Source organism: Streptomyces sp. NPDC052773 (genome assembly GCF_044547145.1).
Classification (GTDB): Bacteria; Actinomycetota; Actinomycetes; order Streptomycetales; family Streptomycetaceae; genus Streptomyces.
On record NZ_JBITZX010000010.1, the window covers coordinates 83336 to 103647 of the forward strand.

The window sequence follows — 20312 nt, forward strand, 5'->3', positions numbered from 1 at the left end:
GGGCTGCGGCCGGCCGCTCCTGACCGCCGACGGCATCGCCACAACCTTCTCGGTCCACACGGCACTTGCTCATCGGCATCGCGCTCTGCCCGGTCCCGGCCGGCCTGCCGTGGTCTTCCCCCGTCCGCCGCCTGACCGTCATGCCCACACCCGCTCCCGTGAAGGAAGCCCCCATGTCCCTCGACCTCCGGGCCGAAACGCTGAGCAGCCTGCGCGCCGCCATGGTCGACCGCCTCACCTCCGCGGGCGTGCTCACCGACCCCCACCTGCGTGACGCCCTGCTCCGCGTTCGCCGCGAGGTGCTGCTGCCCCACGCCTACGTGCGGGTCAGCGGCCCGGGCGCCGATCCGATCGACTGGCGCCTCCTCGACGGCTCCCACCCCGACGACCGTCAGGAGTGGCTCGACCTGATCCACAGCGACGAGTCGATCCTGCTCCAGCGTGACGGCGAACCCCTCGACGCGCTCGCCCGCGGACCGGTGACCGGCGGCCACATGACCTCCATGTCCACCTACACCCCCGCCACCTGCGAAACCCTCCAAACCGTGCGGCTCGCGCCGAGTCAGCGCTACCTGGAGCTCGGCCCCGGCCCCGGCGTCTCCCTCGCCCTCGCCGCCACCATCACCGGCCCCGGACTCGCCACCGGCGTGGAGCGGGACGGGCACATGGCGGCCTTCGCCCAGCGGAACCTCGACGTGCTCCACATCGGCGCGACGGTGATCGAAGGCGACGCGCTCGAAGGACACGAGGCCAGGCGCCGTACGACCGGATCCACTCCGGTATCGGCGTGCCGTGCGTCCCGCCCGCGTGGGTGGAACAGCTCGCGCCCGGCGGCCGGTTGCTGACCACGCTCGCGACCCGGACGCCGAGCTGGCCCGGACGGCTCCTGGTCACCCGGACCGGCACAGGCCGGATCGAGGCCGTTCTCCAGGGTCGGCCGCGGGGATACCGGCCCATGCTGGGCTACCGGTGGCTGAGTGCCCTCGATCACCGAGCGCAGATCAAGGCGGACCCCGGCAGGCCGCGTCCCACCCGTCTCGCGCCGCCACCGGACGACGCGTACGGCTTCTGGCTCGCCGTGGCCTACCTCGCTCCGGGACTGGTGCGGGACTTCCAGGCCGAGACGATGACGATCGTCGCCCCCGAGGACGACTCCTGGGCCGTGGCCGGCCCCGGCGACGGCACCGTCCGCGTCCACGGGCCGCGCGATGTGTGGGCCGAACTCGAGGACCTCCACGCCCGCTGGGAGCAGGCAGGCCGACCGGAGACGTACCGAGTCGGCCTCACCGACGGCACCGGCACCCAGCCCGTCAGTTCCGGGCCCGGGCGGACGGCGCTGAGCTGGACGCTGCCGCCGCTCGCCGCCGTTCCCCCGCAGATGCCGTGACGTGCCGCCGCTCGCCGCCGCCTGCCGGCGCCGCTTCCTCTGGCGGCGTTCCTTCATCGCCCCTACCAGCCGAACGGCAGACAGGAGTTACCCGTGCCCCAACAGCCGCACCCGTCACCCGGCGGAAGAGGCCCGGCCCACGGTCCCCTACGTCCTGGACGCCGTCTCCGGCATCTCCTACGGCGCCGCCCACGGCGACCCCGAGCTGGTGCAGCGCGGCCACCGCACCCTCGCACGCCTCCGCGCCGCACAGCACCCCTGAACGCCACCGCACCTACGCACGAGGCAGCACGTTGACGTACATCGCCCGCGACCAGTGGGAGCAGCACTACAGCGACGGCAAGGGCTTCCGGCAGGTCGGAGTGGGCGAGCGGGAACTGCTCGCCGAGCACACCCCTGCCCCCGACGGCGGCGGATGGGCGCTCGACGTGGGCTGCGGCACCGGTGAGATGGCCGCCTGCCTAGCCTCCCTCGGCTACACCGTGGACGCGTGCGACTTCGCCGAGAGCGCGATCGACCGGGCCCGTGAGGAGCACGCCGGCGTCACGGGCGTGCGCTGGCTGCATCTGGACATCGAGCGCGATGACCCGGCCCCGCTGCACGAAGACGGGTACGACCTGGTCGTGCTGCGGCTGGTGTATCCGTTCTTCGCCGACCGCACGCGGATTCTGCACGGCCTCGGGGAGCGGCTGCGGCCCGGTGGCGCGCTCGTCGTCATCACCCCGGTGGCCGCGCACACGCCTGAGGAGCGGCGGGGTATTGCGCTCGACGAGGAGGAGATCGGTCTGCTGACGGTCGGATGGGAACGCACGGAGCGGTTCGATGCCGACCAGCTCGCGGTCCTGATCCTGCGTGGCCCGTGTCATGCCAAGACCAGGGCAGTGGAGCGGCGGCCAGCATCCGGTCCGGCGGCGACCGCCGCGCTCGCGGTCGTCACCGACGAGGCCGGCCGGGTCCTGCTTGGTCGCTCGCACCGTGGCATGTGGCAACTCCCGGGCGGCAAGACCCGCGGTCCGGAGTCGTTCGAGGCGGCTGCGGTGCGTGGGCTCGCCGAGGAGACCGGGCTCGCCGCCGCGGTCGAGAACGCGTACGTGGTGACGATGCTCGCCGACGCCGCCGGCGAGGTGCCCCGGCTCACCGCGGTCGTACGCATCACCACCTGGTCCGGGACGCTGTGCAGCCCCGAGCCCGACAGGTTCGCCCGCTGGGAGTTCCTCGACCTGCACACTCTGGCATGCGTCGGAGACGTGTTCGTGCCGGCCGCGCTCGCGCTCGATGCCGTGTGGCCCGGTGTCATCCCGGGCCTGCCGCCCGTGGCCTCCTACCCCATCGCCGTCGAGCAGCCGCCCGTGCCGGGTGAGCCGGCCGAAGCCGTCCGGCTGCGCCAGGCGATGGCCGAGACGGTGATCGACGGCGGCTGGGCCCGGTCCGAGCCGGTCCGCGACGCGCTGCGGACCGTGCCCCGCCACCGCTTCGCCCCGGAAGCGAACCTGGCGGTCGCGTACGACAGCGGGGACCGGGCCGTCGTCACCCGGCGCGACGAGACCGGAGCGGCGATCAGCTCGGTGTCCGCGGCCTGGCTTCAGGCGGACATGGTCGAGAGCCTGTGCCTGACGCCGGGCGCGATCGTGTTCGAGGCGGGCTCCGGCGGCTACAACGCCGAGCTGATCGCTCACGTCGTCGGCCCCGGGGGGCGGGTGGTGACCGTCGACATCGACCCGTGGGTCGTACGCCGCACCCGGCGGTTCCTCACGAAGGCCGGCAGCGGACGCGTCACCGCCGTCGAGGCCGACGCGGCCCTCGGCGCCCCCGCCCACCTCGTGCCCCGCGCAGGCTTCGACGGCAGCGTGATCACCTACAACTGCTGGGACATCTCCCCGGCCTGGCGGGAGCAGCTGGTCGAGGGCGGACGCCTGGTCCTGCCGCTGGAGATCGGCGGCTACACCCGGGCGATCGCCTTCGAGCGGCGCGGGCAGGTGCTGGAGGCCCGGCACTTCACGCACTGCGGCTTCGTCCGGGACCAAGGACGGCAGGCCCGCGCCATTCCGGTCATCGGTCTCCTCGACGGGGAGCTGACGCTCCGCTTCGAGAACGGCGACGCCGCCTCGGCAGTGGGCCTGGAGGAGGCGCTGCGCGGGCCCCGGCACGAAGTCGCCACCGGCATCACCATGGGGGCGGGTGTCTACTTCGGCTCCCTGCAATTGTACGCGGCCACCACCCTGCCGGCCTTCTGCCGCCTGCACGCCCACCAGGCCACGGGTGTCACCGCCATCGCGAAGGACCGTGACGCACCAGCCGTCGTCGGCGACGCCTCGCTCGCCTACCTGACGCACGTCCAAACCCGGCACGGCGAGCGCCCGGAGGACAAGGAGTGGGAATGGGTCGTCCACGCCTTCGGCGAGCGGGGATCGCAGCTCGCCGAACAGTTCGCGGCCACGGTACGGGCCTGGGACCGCCACGTCCGCACCGACGACAACGACGAGCACGCCGATCCCGTCCTGACCGTCCACCCGGCCGGCACGCCCGACCATCTGCTGCCCGCCGGGGACGTCCTGGACAAGGAGCACTCCCGCCTGGTGTTCCGCTGGCCGGGCCGGAACGGACACTTCCCAGCCCCTGCGCGGCACACCGACACGATCGCCGCGGCCACGGGAGCAGCATGACCGTCTGGCTGAACGGCCCGTTCGGCGGCGGCAAGACCACCCTCGCCGCCGGGCTGTGCCGCGCTCTGCCCGGCGCGATGATCGCTGCCCCGGAGGTCGTCGGCGACCTGCGGCGCGGCACGCTCGCCGGCCACGACCGACGGCCCAGGGACTACCAGGATCTGCCCCTGTGGCGGCAGTTGACCGGCGTCTTCATCGCCGGCCTGGTCCGGCACACGGGCGGTCCCGTCATCGTGCCGATGACCGTCCTCAACCCCGCCTACGCCGCCGAGGTCTCCACCCGCTCCACCAGGCCGGCGGCTTCCACCACCTCGTCGTGCACGCCGCTCCGGCGGCACTCCAGGAGCGGATCGCGGCCGGCCTGGAGTTCCCGGCGACGCCGAGCGCAGCGAGGCCGTACGCGCCTACCGCCGCCGGCGCGCACCCGACTACCACCGGGCCGCCACCGAGTGGATGCACGCCGACGGCCACGTCGTCGACACCAGCGCCCTCACACCCGAGCAAACCCTTCAAGCGGCCCTCGATCACCTGCGTCTCCCGGCCCCCGCACGGCCCCGACCACCGGAGGCACCCGAGGCATGACCTTCACCATCGACGCCGTCCCGACCCTCGGCAGGGGCGGCCGACACCCCTCCACGACCCGTCCGGGCCCAACGCGCGGAGCGTGGTCGTGAACACGGCGACCGGACCCGCGGCCGGTTCCTCGACCTCGGCGGTGTTCGCACCGCCGCACGACCGCGACGACCAGGTCCGGATGCGTCACGCCCACGCGGCCGCTGCCCGGACGTTCAGGGTGACGCCCACCGGCCCGGACGTGTGGGGCTGGCAGGGCCGCACCCTGGGCCGCCGGCCGGCCAGTGGTGGCTCCGCCTGGTCTGCGCGCCGCAGGACAAGCGCAACCTCCGCCTGTGGGAGGGAACGGCCACGGCCCACCATGCGCTGCCTCCGACCGTGCCAAGGCCCCGGCTCCATGACGTGCTCGACTGGTCCGCACACGGCCACGCCTTCCGCGCGGAGTTGTCCGAGTACGTGCCGCTGCCCGCCCTCCAGACCGGCGGCCCGGTCCTCACCGCGGACTTCGATCTGCCGTCCGTGTGGTGGGCCGATCTCCGCCTGGCTCTGGAGGCGACGTCGACCGTCGTGACCGACCGGCAGGCCGTACGGCGGCGGTGGGTGGACAACAACCTCACCCGGTTCCTGGGCATCCCCGCGTTTCAGGTCGGTGCCTGGACCACTGGGCACGGCGATCTTCACTGGGCGAACCTCACCGGTCCGCCGCTGGTCATGCTCGACTGGGAGGGATGGGGCCTGGTCCCCGTCGGTTTCGACATCGGGCTCCTGCACGCGTACAGCCTCACCCGGCCGGCCACGGCCGCGCGGGTCCGCCATGAGTTCGCCCATGTCCTGGACACGCCCGCCGGACGGGCCGGTGAACTCGTCGCGCTCGCCCAGCTCCTCCAGGTCGCCGGGCGCGGCGGCCACCCGGAGCTCGCTTCCCACCTCGCCCGCCGCGCCGAGCACCTCACCGGCACCCCCGTTCCCGTACCGTGACCGCCCTGGAGATCCCTGTGCTGCCCAGCTTGCTCGCCGTCTTCGCACACCCGGACGACGAGGCCCTCCTCGCCGGGGGCGTCCTCGCCCAGCATCACGCCGCCGGGGCCCGCACGGCAGTCGTCACGGCCACCTGGGCCCCCGACAGCCGACGAGCTCCCGAACTCGCCGACTCACTGGTCGTCCTGGGCGCCGGTGTCCCACGCCTGCTCGGCTACAACGACGCCCGCAACCCCGAAGCCGCCCCCGGCCGGCCCCGGCTCGTCGACGCTCCCCTCGACGAAGCAGTCGGCCGCCTCGTCGCCCACATCCGGGACTTCCGACCCGACATCGTCGTCGGGCACGACGCCCTCGGCCAGCTGACCGGCCACCCCGACCACGTACGCACGCACCAGATCACCCTGCTCGCCGTGGAAGCGGCCGGCCTCGCCCACCTGTATCCCGAAGCGGGACCGCCCTGGCAGCCGGCCGCGCTGTACGCCGCCACGCACCCCGAGTCCGGCGTCGGCCTGCTCCGCCCGCTGCTCGAAGGGGTGGGCAAGAGCGTCCTCGCCGTACCGGACTCGTACGTGACCACCAGCGTCGACGTCACACCCTGGGCCGACGTGAAGTGGCGCGCGATCCTGGCGCACCGCGGCGAGGTCGCACGCGAACGGGCCCTGCCCGGCATCCTCGCCCGCCTCCCCGAAGCCGACCGCACCCGGATCATCCAGACAGAGCACTTCACCCGCCTCACCCCCGGCCCCACAAAGGGCGAACCGGCCCAGCTGACCAGCTGACGCCCCGCCCCCGTGCCCGACACCCTTCACCGCCCACGAGACCACTCACCGATCGGAGAGACGGCAGCGGTGTTCGGCCTGCCCGGGGCGCAGTGGCCGTACGCCACGGCCGGCTATGTCTTCGACGGGGGCCGCCTCACCGATCGGCGGAGAATCGTCGGCGGCCCGGTCGGGCTCCGGACGAGCGACCGCCTCGTCGGCACGACCGAGAGCGGAACGGTGATCACGGCCGAGGGGGACGGTGGCTACGAGCTGTGGGACGCCGACGGCGTCCGGATCGGCACCATTCCCCACCACACCTACTCCACCTCGGTCTTCCGAGGCACGCGGCTCTTCATGGAGAGCGAGGGCCTGCGCTCCGTGTTCGGCCTGCGGCCGAACGCCTGGTTCGACCACCTCTGCGCGAACATGGGCCGCGCCTTCACCGAGGAGGAACTGGAGCATCTCCCTCCCGGCACCCCGTCGGAGGCGCCCTGCTGAGCATCGCCGGCCGACGGGGGTACGACGTGTGCCAGGACCTTACGTGGCCGCCCGGGTGGCCCCAGGAGCACGGTCTGCCGGACACGGCCATCGACGCGCAACGCGCAACCCGTGAAGCGAACGCCGTCGACTGAGTTCTCACGCTGAGGCCCAGCCGACGGAGCGCGTTGCAGGGGTATTGCGGGCTCTCGGGGGTACGCGTGTGCAGCGCCGGATTGTCGGGCGTACCTGTGGGCAGCACCTTTTGAAGCAGTGGGAGATGACATGAGGCTCCGCCAGTCGGCTTCGGCCCTGTCCCGGTGTTCCGCGGAAGTGCTGGGTGGACGGTTTCGCCTGGACGAAGTCATCGGTTCGGGTGGCGCCGGCGATGTCCACCGCGGCTTCGATCTGCGTCTCAAACGCCGGGTCGCCGTCAAGGTCTTCCGCGTCGGCACGGATGTCGACATGGAGGAACGCTTCCAGAACGAGGCGGTGATCCTGGCCAGGTTGCGGCATCCGGGCCTGGTCACCGTCTATGACGCCGGACGGCACAACGGCCGCGCCTACCTGGTGATGGAGCTGATCGAAGGCCCGACGCTGAAGGCTCGCATCAGCGCGGGTGCCCTGACTCCGGGCGGGACCGCCGCCCTCGGTGCCGATCTCGCCGAGGCCCTGGCTCACGCACACGAATCAGGGATCGTCCACCGTGACGTGAAACCCTCGAACATCATCCTGGACGCCACAGGCCGCCCCCACCTGACCGATTTCGGCATCTCCCGGCTGCTCGACGCCACCACCCACACCGCTACCGGCACACTCGTCGGCACGGCCGCCTATCTGTCTCCCGAGCAGGTGCTCGGCCAGCCCGTGGGTCCGCCCGCCGACGTGTACGCGCTGGGCCTGGTGCTCCTCGAATGCCTCACCACCAGGCTCGAATACGACGGTGCTCCCCTGGAGGCCGCGATCGCGCGGCTCCACCGGCGTCCCCAACTGCCCGATTCCCTGCCGGAAGAGCTCGCGGCCCTGCTGCGGGACATGACCGCCCTGGAGGCGCAGGACCGCCCGACGGCAGTCGACTGCGCCCGGACACTGGCCGCCTTGGCCGACACGGCCGGACCCGCCCCTGTCCCCTACTCGGCTGACGTCACGAACGTCACGAACCTGGTCCCCCGGCAGACACCGGCACGGGCCGACCTCACGCACCAGCGTCCGCCGCACACCGCGGACACCGCCACGACCAAGACGCCACCCGCCCGCCGACGGCTGCTGGCCGCGGGTGGAGCCGCCGCGCTGGCCGCTGCCATGGCAGCGACGCTCGCCGTCACCGACGGATTCCCGCAGCAAGGCAGCGGTGACAACACGACACGGGCTGCCGGCAGCCCCTCCGCGAAGGTCGAGCCGCCGGGCACGAGTCGTGCCGGGAACGAGGAAGGACGCGCCACCGTGCCGCCCTCCGACCTGTCCACCCGCGAGGCATCCACCCTCGAAGCCCCCACGCGACAGCTCCATGCCCCCGCCCCGGACCAGGGTCCCGGCCTCACCTCCCCCGCCCCGAGCCGGGAGCCATCACACACCACCGCAACCGGCACACCGCACGGTCGGGCCGCCTTCACGTCCACATCCGCCTCGACGGAGCCGTCCAAGACCCAGGGGCCTGCCAAGACGGCTCCGCAGACCTCCGGTGAACACCCCGAGAAGTCCCGCACGACGGAAAAGCCCCACCGGAGCAAGGGCCCCAAGGAGAACTGGAACTCGGACTAGGACGTCCATGCGTGTCTGTCCGGCGGATCACAGGGCCACTGGGCTGCGATGGCGGATGCCATCACCACGGCCGCCTTCTGCCTCTCCGTCATCAGCGAGCCGCAGCCCGACCCGACCGCCCATGAGCTGTTCCCTGACGGATTCCAGGACGTTCGGACCAAGCCTGACTTCCTGTTGTTCGTCGTCGAGGTGACGCAGTCGGCCACTGGCTCGATCAGCTACGACCTGGCCCGACCTCGCCGCCATGGCCCGGGAGCTGTCCAGCCGTCGCGACCTGGACGAGCCCGAGGAGACCCGGCTGTACAACGCCTACGCCAGCTGGTGGCGCGAGCTCCAGGCCGCCCTCGACGCCGACGGGGACGGCCGCGTCAGCGCCGACGAGTACGCGAGCGCGGTCGCCTCCCTGGCAGGCCCCGCTTTGATCAGGGTCGCCGAAGTCCTCTTCGACGTCACCGACAAGGACGGCAACCAGCAGATCGACGCCGACGAGTACCGGGCCCTGTTCCGCACCGCGTTCCACCGCGACACCACCAGCACCGGCGGAACGTACAGCCGCAGCGCGTTCACCGACGACTTCCTCACCTTCATGTCCGGACGCCTGCGCACCACCCCCTACGACCCCCTCCTCGCCGAAGCATGACCCGGCCGGGTGAGAGCGGTTGTCCCAGGTGTCACCCTTCCGAATCAGGCGAGCTGCCACGTTCCCCCGACGGAGTATCGGGATCCGAGGCCAAAGGAGGGAACAGAAACCCCTCGAACGCATCCAGCGCGAACATCACGCCCCCGAGCACCAGAGGGACGAGCAGTGCCAACAGCACCATGACGCCCCCTGACACCGGTGCCACAGACGTGGCGTGAAGCAGAAGGACAAACTCCACCATGAGCCAGACGGGCGAAGATCGCACATTCAGCAGAGCAAGCCCGCGCAGTGCTCAAGAGGAGTGCCAGGCCAGTTCCCGGGTACGGGTTCGCCAGCCTCGCTCTGCCCTGGAGTTCTGGCGTCGTCGAGGGGGTCGGCTTCCAGCGAGCTGCCGGGGAAGCGAGTACCGGCCGATAGTCTGACCGGCATGGGTGACGGCATCGCGTGGATAGGCACACACCACCACACCCCTCCGTCGGCCGTGCCCGGCATGCTCGGCGGTATCTCGCTGACCCTGGCCCGCGGCGTGGAGACGGACGAGTTCCTCATCAAACTGGGCGCCGACCTCGACGAGCCGGCCGCGCGCACGCCGTGCAGGGAGCTGCGCGCACCGGTCGGGCAGCCGGGCCGGCCCTCCTCCCACGTCAACCGCGCCATGTACGGCTCGTGGGGTGAGTGGACGTACGTGCTGGAGGACTGGGGCATGGCAACCTGGGCGACCGGCTACCAAGGCAAGGTCGACTCGATGCTTCCCTGCGAGGGCGAGGAGATCCTCTGCCTGACCGCCAACCGTTTCAGCCCCCCGGCTGTGATCATCCATGCGCCCGGTGCCTCCGCGTACCGGGCTGACTTCGGCACCGACACCGGGCAGGGGTCGGCCCTCGATGCCGCCCTCGGCGCCGCCGGCGCGGTGTTCCCGTCGATGCCTGAGGCCAGTGAGGCCGAGGTCGTCGCGTACTTCGAGGAGTATGGCCAGCGTCTGCCCGAGCTGGTGTTCGCCGCCGTGGGCGCCTACACGGGCGTGGCCATCGACCAGGACGCCGTGAAGGCCGGCGACCTTCCCGGCGTCCTCATCGCCCCGGGCTGACCGTCTGCCCCGCACATGAGACTGGCTCCTGCCCTGGTCGCCCCCTGCTCGCGCTCCGGCCTCGCAAGCGGTTCGCCAAGGACACCGTTCTCATCGTTGACGGCACCCTGGTTCTCACCCGCGACCACACCATCGCCGAGCGGTCCGATGCCGCCATCCGAAAGACCCTCACGATCGCCGACGGCGGCTACCCGGGAACCGGACTCGTCATCCCGCACCGCCGACAGCGCGGCCGGAGCGAACTCCCGGACTGCAGACTCAATAGCATTTCAGACAATCTGAAAACTTCCTGAGTGCTGCCGATACACCTTCCCGCTTCTGCGCGCCCCTCGACATGACGGGCGTTGGCGAATGGCACCTCGTGCGGCCGGGTAGCCCGTATTCGACGAGCTGGTGATAAAGGCGCAGAGCCCGAAACAAGGGCCGTTTGAGTCGAGCGCAATGCGCCGGAACAGATCACTGCAGCAAGCTCTGCGGATCGGGACAGCAGGCTGCTGTGATTCATTTTCTCATTCTTCCCATTTGTGCTATCGCGACCACTGCGACACAAGGAGGCATGGAGTCATGGGCACCTCTTCGGCAACCGGGACCGACGCCGGCAGCGAGCACGTAGTCGGTAAGACCTACAAGCCGACACGGTTCATGCGTCACCCGCTGACACGGAAAAACCAAAGGGAGCTCAATATTCTGACCAGCGAGCCCCCTGCCATTTTGAGGAAGTGGAAAGAGTGGGAAGACATGAGTCGGATGGAGGAAAAGCCGCAGGAGTGGAGCACGGTAGAGCAAAAATGGAATAAAGTGAAGGCCAAGGTCAAGAAGGACTCACCCAGCGAGCCTGACCGATGGATCGCCCCGGTGGGGTTCTCCATCAACAAGGTGACGTATGGCACCTTCCCAGGGGACTCGGCACACAAGCGCGGGTGGAACACCTATATGAACATGGGTGTACCGCTGATCGAGGAACGAAGCGACATTCAGCAACCCCCTCCCGACGTGATCTATGAGAATACGTTCGTGAACCGAACCGACCCTCGGCCGGTTACATGGACCGCCGGTTTCGAGTTCTCCGTTTCGAACACGATCAGCTGGTCGCTCCAAGGGCAGGTGCAGCTCACGTTCGGGGCCAAGACCACCGCGTCACTGCAGCAGCAACTGCAGCAGAGCATGGCGATGAACAAGTCGCACAAGACCACTCTGAAGAACAGCAAAGACAATCAGGGCGTCGACGTCGAGTCTCAGGCTCAGGCGACAAGCACGACGTCAGCCACGGGCACCGCCACAGGCACCGGGGAATTGTCGGCGCAACTGATGCTCGGGATCAGTGCTTCCGTCAGCGGTTCGTTCACAACCCAGTTCAAGGGTTCGTTCTCGCTCAGCGGAACAGTGGACAGCCGATCAGTCGTCAGGGCCACACAACGACGCAAGGTCAGCAAGTTCGACTATGAGCTTCCCATCACCTTCGGTGGGTTTGTCGCGCTCTATTACGATGAGCCGGTCGAGTACGCCAGTATTCAGAATATCGAGGGGGTGGAGGACGCCGAGACACGGAAACGTGCGCAGACTCGGGATCAGAGCGGCAGCACTGAACCTGAAAAATACTGTCAAGTCGTTGCGCGGGCGGTCGACGTTCTCGAACTGATCAAGGACGGCAAGAAATACTTCACCCAAAAGGGAGAGGCTGAGATTGTCTCCGTTCTCGCCGGGGAGGCCGAGGTCTTCGAACTCGAGAAACTTGAGCTCAGCGACGGCATCGAAAAGAAGGAGGCACCCTTCTACAAGAGCTGATCTGACGTCCAGCGGGGGAACGAGGAGGGAAGCTCATGTCTGGTGACAACGGCCCCAGCGGGCGTAAGAGTGAAGGCGGTGCCGCCAAAAGCTCTGGTTTTGGCAACGTCTTCAGCAGCGGAAAAGATCGAGCCGGTGACGCCGAAAGGTCCGCCGAGGAGATCGGGAAAGGTACCCCCGGCGCCGGGGACGGGTACTGGGACGAGGAAGAGGAATGTGTCTCAGGAGACGTCTCAGCGTTTGTGCGCGGGCTGGAGAGTGGCCGCGACCCGTGGCATCCGCGCCAGACGGCACATGGTGCGCTGGATGTCATGGAGGGCTTCCTCGGCCCTCATTTCAAGAACTTCCAGACGGTCGCCGATGGTCAGCGCAAAGTCAGCGAGGATCCCGGGGCGACGTCCGGCATGGCAACGTCGGCTGCCCAATCCACGGCCGGGGATGAGGCGTTCAGGAAATCGGCGAAGATCAGTGACGAAGACCAGCCGAGCATCAGCGAAGACGTCCAGCGGGGATTGAAGGGGACGTCCTACCAGATCGAGGGCGCCGTCCTGGTTGCCGGCGGGATGGGGAGTTCCCCGGACGTCGCGGTGGACCCGTCGCTCGACAAGGCGTACGTCGTCACAGAAGGCGGCAAGCTGTATGCGGTGGATCTCGCCACCCACACCAAGCGCCAGGTGATGACGATCGGTGACCTGGACGGCAGCCTCGGCACGCCCGGCGGTGTGGCGCTGGACGGGAACGGCAACGCCTATGTCACCGACAGGAGCGGCGGTCGGGTGCTCCGGGTGCGTTTGTCGACCGGTCACACCGAAAAGATCGCCAGGGTCACGCAGGCCTGCGGCATCAGGCTGGACGAGACCGGCACGAAGGCCTATGTCACTGCGTGGGACGGGAAACTGTTCGAGGTCGACCTGCAGTCGAAGGAGGCGGAACCCAGGCAGCTCGTCGAGCGCTTGGGGACGTCCACCTCGGCGGTAGCCCTGGACGGGAGGGGCAAGGCGTACACCGGCAACACTGACGAGACGGGGAGCCTGCGGGAGGTCGACCTCTCGGCCACTCCACCCAGCGAGCCGCGTTGGGTGGCCAGGACTTCCGTGCGGCGGAGCGGTGGCATCGCGCTGGACGGCGCGGGCGCGGCATACGTCGCTGACCACTGGGTCGACATGCTGTACAGGGTCGACCTGGCCAGCGGCAAGGAGCGCGACGCCGTCAAGGCCCGCAGCGGCAGCTTCTCCCCGCTCGGCGTCACGCTGGACAGCGTCCATGGCGTGGTCTACGTCAGCACCTGGGAGGGCCAGTTGTGGCGGTTCTCCCTGCGCGTTCTCCAGAGTCCCGAGCTGATCGAAATCACGACAGGGGTGTAGGCGCGCGCGTTTGCCTGTGCAGGCGTGCGGCCTCCTGCTCAGCGCACTGGATATCGACGCCGCAAGGACGGCGTCCCGGCCAGCAGGACGGTCGTTGGCCGATTGATGCCGCTCTCCGGGATTCTGGTTGCCGCGTCCTCCCAGGTGGGGGCCGTGTCGTAGCCGATCGCCCGGTCGTACGGGCGACGCGTCCTGGCCGAAAGACATGCCGCTGCCCAGTGCGGTCGTCGTGGGTACCCCGTGCCGCGCAGAACATGACCGGTCGCTCGCAGGTTGGGAAAAGTGAGGCGGGTGTGACGGGAGGGCCGGTGCTCGGGTGGGTCGCTGATGGCTTGTGGAGGCCGTTGTGACGGGTGAGACGGCGCGCCTAGGTTTGTGCACTGCGTCGGCGCCCCGCTCGATGGTGGGGCACGCCGGCTCGGGTACAGGCGGGGTGACCCGCGTTCATCGACGGCACGTTCATCGACGAAGGGATATGACGATGGCTTACGAGCGTCCCACTCTCACCAAGGTCGGCGACTTCCAGAAGGTCACGGGCCTGGCCGGGACGGGCAGCCCGGACCTGCTGGGCGGCCACAGCCTGCTCTGACCTTCCTTCCCCATCCTCTCTGATTGGCATGTCCATGTAATCGAGAGGGTTCGTCAGGTGCGTGGGTGGTGCCGTCGGTGCCGCCCACGCGCTGTCGTACACCGCTACCGTCCCCCGACCGGAAGGACCCGCCCATGGTGACCGGCCCGTCGTCCACCGCCGGGGCCTGTTGGTTCCTGGTCTTCCCGGACACCGATGCCGTCGCGGCCCTCGCCGCGCGAGCCCGGTCGTGCGGGGCCCGGGAGATCCCGCACGCGTCCGGACGACCCTGGCTGATCGGCCGCTGGCCGGACCGCGTCCTGACGACAGCGGTGTGCGGACCTGCCCGGCTGGCCGTGCTCGGGCAGCACGCGGTGACCGAGGAGGAGGCGGCGCGCGCGGCACGCGCCGGATCCCCCGAGGCCGCCGACGCGTACGCGAGGAAGTGGCCTGGCAGTCATCATCTGATCGCCGCTCTCGACGGCAGGACGCTGGTCCGTGGCACCGTCACCGGAGTCCGCAGCGTCTTCGTCACCCGGGTGCCCGGCGCCCAGGGCGCCCGTGTCGTCTCCGACCGGGCCGACGTCCTGGCCGACCTGACGGGTGCGGACCTGGACGGGGGCCGTCTGGCCGTGCAGTTGCTCAGTCCCGGGATCCTGCACCCGCTGACCACCCAGACGGTCTGGCGCGGGGTCGATGTCGTCCCCGGTGACCGGCGCGTCCTGCTCGACCGCGAGGGCCGGCTCCGTACGAGCCGCTGCTGGAGCCCGCCACCGGCCGAACTGCCGCTCGCCGAAGGCGCCCGGCTGGTCCGGGAACGCCTCGCCGACGCGGTCGCCGTACGGACCACGGGACGTGAGCTGATCAGTGCCGATCTGGGCGGCGTCGACTCGACCGCGGTGGTCGCCACCGCCGCCCGCGCCGGCGCGAAGACTGTCGCTTACACGGCCGCCGTCCACGATGTCCTCGGCGATGATGTCCTCTATGCGCGCCGTACGGTGGAGGCGCTGGACGCGGTGGAGCACCATGTGGTGCCCGCGAGCGCCGTACCCCTGACCTTCGACCGCGTCGACGCGCTCGACGACGATCTCGACACTCCGTCGCTGTACGCGGTCAACCGCCACCGGCGGATGCACATCATCGAGCGGGCCGCGGAGCGCGGCTCCCCGCTGCACCTGAGCGGAATGGGCGGCGACGAGCTGTTCAGCGGTGCCTCGGCGCACGTCCACGGTCTGCTGCCACGCCATCCCCGTACGGCCTGGCGGCTCGCCCGCGGCTTCACGTCCCGGCACCGCTGGTCCCGCCGTACCGCCGCGGCCCAGCTCCTGGACCGCCGGTCGTACGGCACCTGGCTGGCCCAGGTCGCGCGCGACCTCACCCTCCCGCAACCCGCCCTCTCCGTCCCGCTCTTCACCTGGGGCACCCCGCCGCGACTGCCGTCGTGGGCCACCCCGTCAGCCGTCGAGGCCGTGCGCGCGCTGGTCCACGAGCAGATCCAGGACGCCGAGCCGCTCGGCCACGGCCACGGCGGACACCGGGAGTTGGCCACCCTGCGCACCCTGGCCCGCTTCGCCCGGCACGTCCAGCAGATGTCCGAACCCCTCGGCGTGACCTTCGCCGCGCCCTACTACGACGATCTGCTCGTCGAGGCCGCCCTCTCCGTCCGCCCCGCGGAACGGGTGACGCCGTGGCGGTACAAGCCGCTGATCGAGGAGGCCATGCGAGGCGTCGTCCCCGAGGCCGTCCGGCACCGGACCACCAAGGCGCACGCCGCCTTGGAGGAGGAGACCGGGCTGCGCCGCCACCGCTCCGCTCTGCTCGCCCTCTGGGAGGACTCCCGGCTGTCCGAGCTCGGGCTCGTCGACGTGGTGGCGCTGCGCGACTGGTGCGTTCGGCCGCTCGCCGCCGACCTGGAGAGCGCGTTGCTGCATCCGACCGTCGGCTGCGAGGTGTGGCTGCGCGCCCGCGAACGAACCCGCGGCCCGTTGCGGCCGGCCAAGACCGACACAGGAGGTATCACGGCATGACGATGACCCTGCGCTCCGGAGTGGTGACGGCCGACACCGAGTACGGCATGGCGCTGCTCGACCAGAACAGCGGCGAGTACTTCACCCTCAACCCCACCGCCGCGCTGATCGTACGGACCCTGCTGGACGGCACGAGCAGGGAGCAGGCGGTGACGGCGCTCACCGACCGGTACGACGTGACCGCCGAGCAGGTCGAGGAGGACATCACGCGCATCCTCCACGAGCTGCGCGCCGCGAGGCTCCTGACCGACTGATCCCTGCCCGGGCACTGCGTGCGAGCCGCCGTCCCCTCCCCCGTCCGCTCCGTCCCCTCCCCCGTCCGCTCCGTCCCCTCCCGTCACCGTCATGTCCGTCACGGAGGCATTGCCGCCATGTCCACCTCGCAAGTCGTCCCGCACGACCCCCGTTCGGTGCCCCTCGGTCCGCGGCTGGTGACCCGGCTGGTCGTCGGCTGCGCCCACCTGCTCGCCCGGCAGCCCCCTGCCCGCATCCGCAAGGTCCTGCTGCGGCTGCGCCCGGGGGCCCGGCCCGCCACCCTCGCCGAGGCCGCCCGGGCACGGGAGACCGTGCTCGCCGTCAGCCTGGCCGCCGGCGGGCAGCAGGGTTGCCTGCCGCGGTCCCTGGCCACCGTGCTGCTGTGCCGGCTGCGCGGCCAGTGGCCGACCTGGTGTGTCGGTGTCCGCACCCAGCCGCCGTTCGCCGCGCACGCCTGGGTGGAGGCGGACGGCGTCCTGGTCGGCGAAGGTGCTCCCGCCGACTACTTCCAGCGGTTCATCACGGTGGACTGAGCGGCAGCGCGTCGGCGTGGGCGACGGCCTTCGCGATCGGTCGACGCCGCGGGGCCGGGAACCCTGTGTTCCCGGCCCCGCAGTCACGACGCATCGGTCATCTCCTGGAATTCGTGCCGCGCGGCGGTTCGGCGCGGCTCATGCAGCTCGTGTGGCCGCCTTCCGAAACGACATGCTGTCCGCATACGGCGCTCACACAATCGGATGATGATTCGAGGGTCGAAAACAGCGCGCAATCAGAACACCCGCCCATATGGCGTCCCCGCGTTCGAATGCTGGAGTCGTCGCCCGTCGTGGCGCCCGCGTGGGGCGTCAGGTGGTGTGCAGGCTCCGGTGAGTGCTCAGCTCGCCGTCGAGGTTGCGCCGCAGCGTCTGCGTCTACTCATCAGCCCCACCGCCGATGGCCCGGTACAGGGCGGTCAGAGCAGCGCACACCCCGATGCTGCCCCCGAATGTGGTTCCCGCGCGCTGCAGAACATCGGGCCAGTTGGCTCCCGTTGACCGCGCCGCCCATGCGGCGACCAGGGCGACCAGGGCGGACAGAAGCACCACGAAGCCGGTCGCCAGCAAACGGACCACTCTTGCGTTACCCATCTTCACCCCTTCTACTGCTCGGCTACCCACTCCCTTGGAAAGGTGACTCGCACCGATGGAAACAACGACTGGATTCCGGAAATAATAGCTAATTCCAGCCGGACCACCTCGATTTAACACGTATAATCTCGTCTCTTTTGTGCGGTCATCACAAGGTGCGGGCGTCCGCGTGCCGTGTCGTACGGCGGCTGTGCCGTCGGGCTGGAACCGCGAGGGGCGGTGCGGGAGTCATCAGGGCGTATGCCGCGTGGCTGTTCGATCGCCGGCCCGCCCCCACCGACTACCGGAAAGCGTTCATGACCGCCTCCTTCAGTGACCAGCTCCTCGCCCTCGCCCGGCCGAACCTCGCCTGGGTGTGCGAGCAGCTCGACCTCTTCGACTCCCTGGTGCCGGCCGGGGTGGTGTCGTTCGACCGGGACGAGCCGTCCGTCACGCGCTCGGGCATCACCTTGCGCGCCCACGTCGTCGGCACGTACGCCCTGGACGGCACCTGGATGTGGGCGTGGGCCAACGAGTCGTACCGGGACAGCGCCATCGCGGTCCGGTCGCGGGAGCTGCGTGAGCTGGGTGAGCGCGCCGGTGTGCCGGAGCTGACCGAGCCGATGCCGGACCTCAACCACTTCCCCGATCCACGGCTGGCCGCCGATCATCTGCTGCTGATGTGCATGGGGTTGCTCGACGCGCGGGGCGGGGTGATCTGTGCCGTGAACGAACGCGGGCGGCTGTTCCTGGTTGTCGACGATCCCGCCGTACCGCGGGCCGAGCCGCGCGTCCCCCGGCTCACCACGGCTCTGCGCAACGGCGCCGCGCTGCTTCCCGGTCCGGCGCTGAAGCCGGTGCAGGGGTGGTTCGCACGACATGGGATCAAGCCGGTGTACGGGCCCGGGCGGGTGGAGGGCGTGCTCGACGGGGGCGACCGGGTCGTGGTGGCCCTGGGCGGTGAGCGGGTCGTCGGTGTGGAGGTGACCGGTGACGGCGGGGGCGCGCCCCGCTGCGGTACGGCCGGTGAACAGGAGTTGCAGGGGGCGCGGCTCTCCCCCGACGCGCCGCACCGGACGTTCCCGCGGCCGTTGCTGGCCGTGGCGGCGCGGGAGATGGCGTTCTCGATCCTGCGGACCCGGGCGATGGTCCAGTACGCGGACGACCACCTCGGGTTCGACGGTCGTCCGCCGCTGTGGGACGAACAGGCCGGGGAGTTGCGGTTCCCCGGCGGGGGCTTGAAGGCACGCCGGCTGGGCTCTTACGACGCCGAGGCGGGCTGGTTCCGGTGGGCACCGGCGACGGAGGACATCCGTGACCGGTTGCGGGAGGCGGCCGGGCTTGCCCCCGAGGAGGCCGGGAATCTGCCCGAACTGTGCGGTGAGCAGCTGGACTTGACCGTGTACGGGCCGCGGGAGGCGGTCGCGGTCGCGCTGGCCCGTACCGCGGCGAACGTGGCGGGCCACACCTTCACCTCGCTCGGGAACCACTTCTTCGCCGTCACCGACGAGCGCCTCTCCGACACCGGGATCACCGACCTCGACGCGGCGGTGACGGACATCCGTGGCGGTGCGAGCCGGCTTCAGGGTCTGGTGGAGCAGGAGACCCGGGACGAGACCATGCGGTCGCTGGCCCAGTCGTACTTCGAGCGGCTCGGGCTGCAGGTGTGGCACTACGGGCAGCCGGACTTCGTCAGCGGCGTGATGGGGCTGTACGAGGTGCGGGTGTACTTCGCGCCGGACGGGACCATCACGCAGGTCACGCCCGGAGTGCTGATGGGCGCGCCCATGTGACGTGCTGTCCGCACGGCCGGGGCCTCCCGGGGCGCTGGCCGCCGGGGCACGTTACGGGCCGCCTGCCGATGTCCGTATCGGCAGGCGGCCCGGGAGCGTGTGGGCGGCGTCGCGGCTACGGCAGGGGCATGCCGCCCGTCGCGTTGACGATCTCCGCGGTGATGTACGACGCCTCCTGGGAGGCGAGGAAGACGTACGCGGGGGCCATCTCGGCGGGCTGGGCGGGGCGGCCGATCGGCGCCTGCTTGCCGAACTCACGCGTGTCCGGCATGGTCGCCGGGATCAGCGGTGTCCAGACCGGGCCCGGGGCCACCGCGTTGACCCGTACGCCCCGGTCGATCACCATCTGCGCGAGCCCTTGCGTGAACGTGACGATCGCGCCCTTGGTCATCGCGTAGTCCAGCAGGTGAGGACTGGGCTTGTAGGCCTGCACCGAGGTCGAGTTGATGATGCTGCCGCCCTCGGGCATGTGCGGCAGGGCGAACTTGCACAGCCAGAACATGCCGTACAGGTTGGTCCGCATCACGCGGTCGAACTGCTCCGTGGAGATCGCCTCGATGCCGTCCGGCTGCGACATCTGGTACGCCGCGTTGTTGACCAGGATGTCGATCCGGCCGAACTCGTCCACGGCGCGCTCGATCAGGGCCCGGCAGTTGTCCTCCTCGCGCACGTCGCACGAGACGGCCACGGCCCGCCGCCCGGCCTCCTCGACCAGCCGGACGGTCTCGGCGGCGTCGTCCTTCTCGTCCTCGAGGTGGGTGAGGAGGACGTCGGCGCCCTCCCGGGCGAAGGCCAGCGCCACCGCTCGTCCGATGCCCGAGTCGCCGCCGGTGATCACGGCCTTGCGGTCGGTCAGCCGGCCGCTGCCGCGGTACGACTCCTCGCCGTGGTCCGGCGGCGGGTCCATGGGCCCGGTCCAGCCGGGGTGCGGCTGTTCCTGGTCGGGGAAGTCCGGCTGCGCGTGCTGCTCGGTGGGGTCCTGCTGCTGTTCGGTCACGGGGTCAGCCTCCTTGTCGGCGGGTACGACCGGTGTGGTTCCCGGTGTTCGTCGGCCTGCGGTCGAGTACCCACGACACCGCGATGTCGA

Annotated in this window: 15 protein-coding genes and 4 pseudogenes; 18 read left to right on the forward strand and 1 reads right to left on the reverse strand. The window is 70.4% G+C overall.

Annotation, left to right across the window (positions count from 1 at the left end; all coding sequences use genetic code 11):
• Nucleotides 1-503 precede the first annotated feature (503 nt).
• The 18 genes and pseudogenes from ACIG0D_RS22495 to ACIG0D_RS22580 all read left to right on the forward strand — a co-directional run.
• A pseudogene (locus ACIG0D_RS22495) lies at nucleotides 504-787 on the forward strand (methyltransferase); the annotation flags it as partial.
• A gap of 168 nt (nucleotides 788-955) precedes the next feature.
• Entirely contained in the window at nucleotides 956-1387 is a 432-nt protein-coding gene (locus ACIG0D_RS22500) for a hypothetical protein (protein ID WP_399804150.1), read from the forward strand.
• 121 nt (nucleotides 1388-1508) lie between these two features.
• A pseudogene (locus tag ACIG0D_RS22505) lies at nucleotides 1509-1649 on the forward strand (NUDIX hydrolase); the annotation flags it as partial.
• A 31-nt stretch (nucleotides 1650-1680) separates the two neighbouring features.
• Nucleotides 1681-4050, forward strand: coding sequence for a methyltransferase, FxLD system (gene fxlM / locus ACIG0D_RS22510; RefSeq protein ID WP_399803608.1), 2370 nt, complete (start codon nucleotides 1681-1683; stop codon nucleotides 4048-4050).
• Between the two features lie 975 nt (nucleotides 4051-5025).
• Nucleotides 5026-5601 (forward strand): hypothetical protein, encoded by a 576-nt coding sequence (locus tag ACIG0D_RS22515; protein ID WP_399803610.1) that lies wholly within the window; start codon nucleotides 5026-5028, stop codon nucleotides 5599-5601.
• 11 nt (nucleotides 5602-5612) lie between these two features.
• Nucleotides 5613-6380, forward strand: a complete 768-nt coding sequence (locus ACIG0D_RS22520) for a PIG-L deacetylase family protein (protein ID WP_399804132.1) — start codon at nucleotides 5613-5615, stop codon at nucleotides 6378-6380.
• Nucleotides 6381-6449: 69 nt separating this feature from the next.
• The gene (locus tag ACIG0D_RS22525; protein WP_399803613.1) at nucleotides 6450-6860 is read left to right on the forward strand and encodes a hypothetical protein; all 411 of its coding nucleotides are present in this window, start codon (nucleotides 6450-6452) and stop codon (nucleotides 6858-6860) included.
• Between the two features lie 264 nt (nucleotides 6861-7124).
• Nucleotides 7125-8600 carry a serine/threonine-protein kinase gene (locus ACIG0D_RS22530; protein WP_399803616.1) on the forward strand — a complete coding sequence of 492 codons (1476 nt, stop codon included), beginning with the start codon at nucleotides 7125-7127 and terminating at the stop codon, nucleotides 8598-8600.
• Between the two features lie 226 nt (nucleotides 8601-8826).
• A pseudogene (locus tag ACIG0D_RS22535) lies at nucleotides 8827-9240 on the forward strand (EF-hand domain-containing protein); the annotation flags it as partial.
• Nucleotides 9241-9667: 427 nt separating this feature from the next.
• A complete protein-coding gene (locus ACIG0D_RS22540) occupies nucleotides 9668-10327 on the forward strand; it encodes a hypothetical protein (protein WP_399803619.1) in 660 nt (219 codons plus the stop codon).
• A 41-nt stretch (nucleotides 10328-10368) separates the two neighbouring features.
• Nucleotides 10369-10578 (forward strand): annotated as a pseudogene (locus ACIG0D_RS22545) (IS5/IS1182 family transposase); the annotation flags it as partial.
• A 313-nt stretch (nucleotides 10579-10891) separates the two neighbouring features.
• Nucleotides 10892-12112 carry a gluconolaconase gene (locus ACIG0D_RS22550; RefSeq protein WP_399803622.1) on the forward strand — a complete coding sequence of 407 codons (1221 nt, stop codon included), beginning with the start codon at nucleotides 10892-10894 and terminating at the stop codon, nucleotides 12110-12112.
• Nucleotides 12113-12147: 35 nt separating this feature from the next.
• A complete protein-coding gene (locus ACIG0D_RS22555) occupies nucleotides 12148-13476 on the forward strand; it encodes a hypothetical protein (RefSeq protein WP_399803625.1) in 1329 nt (442 codons plus the stop codon).
• Between the two features lie 481 nt (nucleotides 13477-13957).
• A complete protein-coding gene (locus tag ACIG0D_RS22560) occupies nucleotides 13958-14065 on the forward strand; it encodes a keywimysin-related RiPP (protein ID WP_110635242.1) in 108 nt (35 codons plus the stop codon).
• Nucleotides 14066-14199: 134 nt separating this feature from the next.
• Entirely contained in the window at nucleotides 14200-16071 is a 1872-nt protein-coding gene (locus ACIG0D_RS22565) for an asparagine synthase-related protein (RefSeq protein WP_399803629.1), read from the forward strand.
• Nucleotides 16068-16325, forward strand: coding sequence for a lasso peptide biosynthesis PqqD family chaperone (locus ACIG0D_RS22570; protein WP_365762457.1), 258 nt, complete (start codon nucleotides 16068-16070; stop codon nucleotides 16323-16325). The genes ACIG0D_RS22565 and ACIG0D_RS22570 overlap by 4 nt, the downstream gene beginning before the upstream one ends.
• Nucleotides 16326-16442: 117 nt before the next feature.
• Entirely contained in the window at nucleotides 16443-16859 is a 417-nt protein-coding gene (locus ACIG0D_RS22575; protein WP_365762455.1) for a lasso peptide biosynthesis B2 protein, read from the forward strand.
• Between the two features lie 890 nt (nucleotides 16860-17749).
• Nucleotides 17750-19225, forward strand: coding sequence for a DUF6882 domain-containing protein (locus ACIG0D_RS22580; protein ID WP_399803633.1), 1476 nt, complete (start codon nucleotides 17750-17752; stop codon nucleotides 19223-19225).
• A 115-nt stretch (nucleotides 19226-19340) separates the two neighbouring features.
• On the opposite strand, the gene ACIG0D_RS22585 is transcribed toward ACIG0D_RS22580, so the two are convergent.
• Nucleotides 19341-20222 (reverse strand): SDR family oxidoreductase, encoded by an 882-nt coding sequence (locus ACIG0D_RS22585; protein ID WP_399803636.1) that lies wholly within the window; start codon nucleotides 20220-20222, stop codon nucleotides 19341-19343.
• Between the last annotated feature and the right edge of the window lie 90 nt (nucleotides 20223-20312).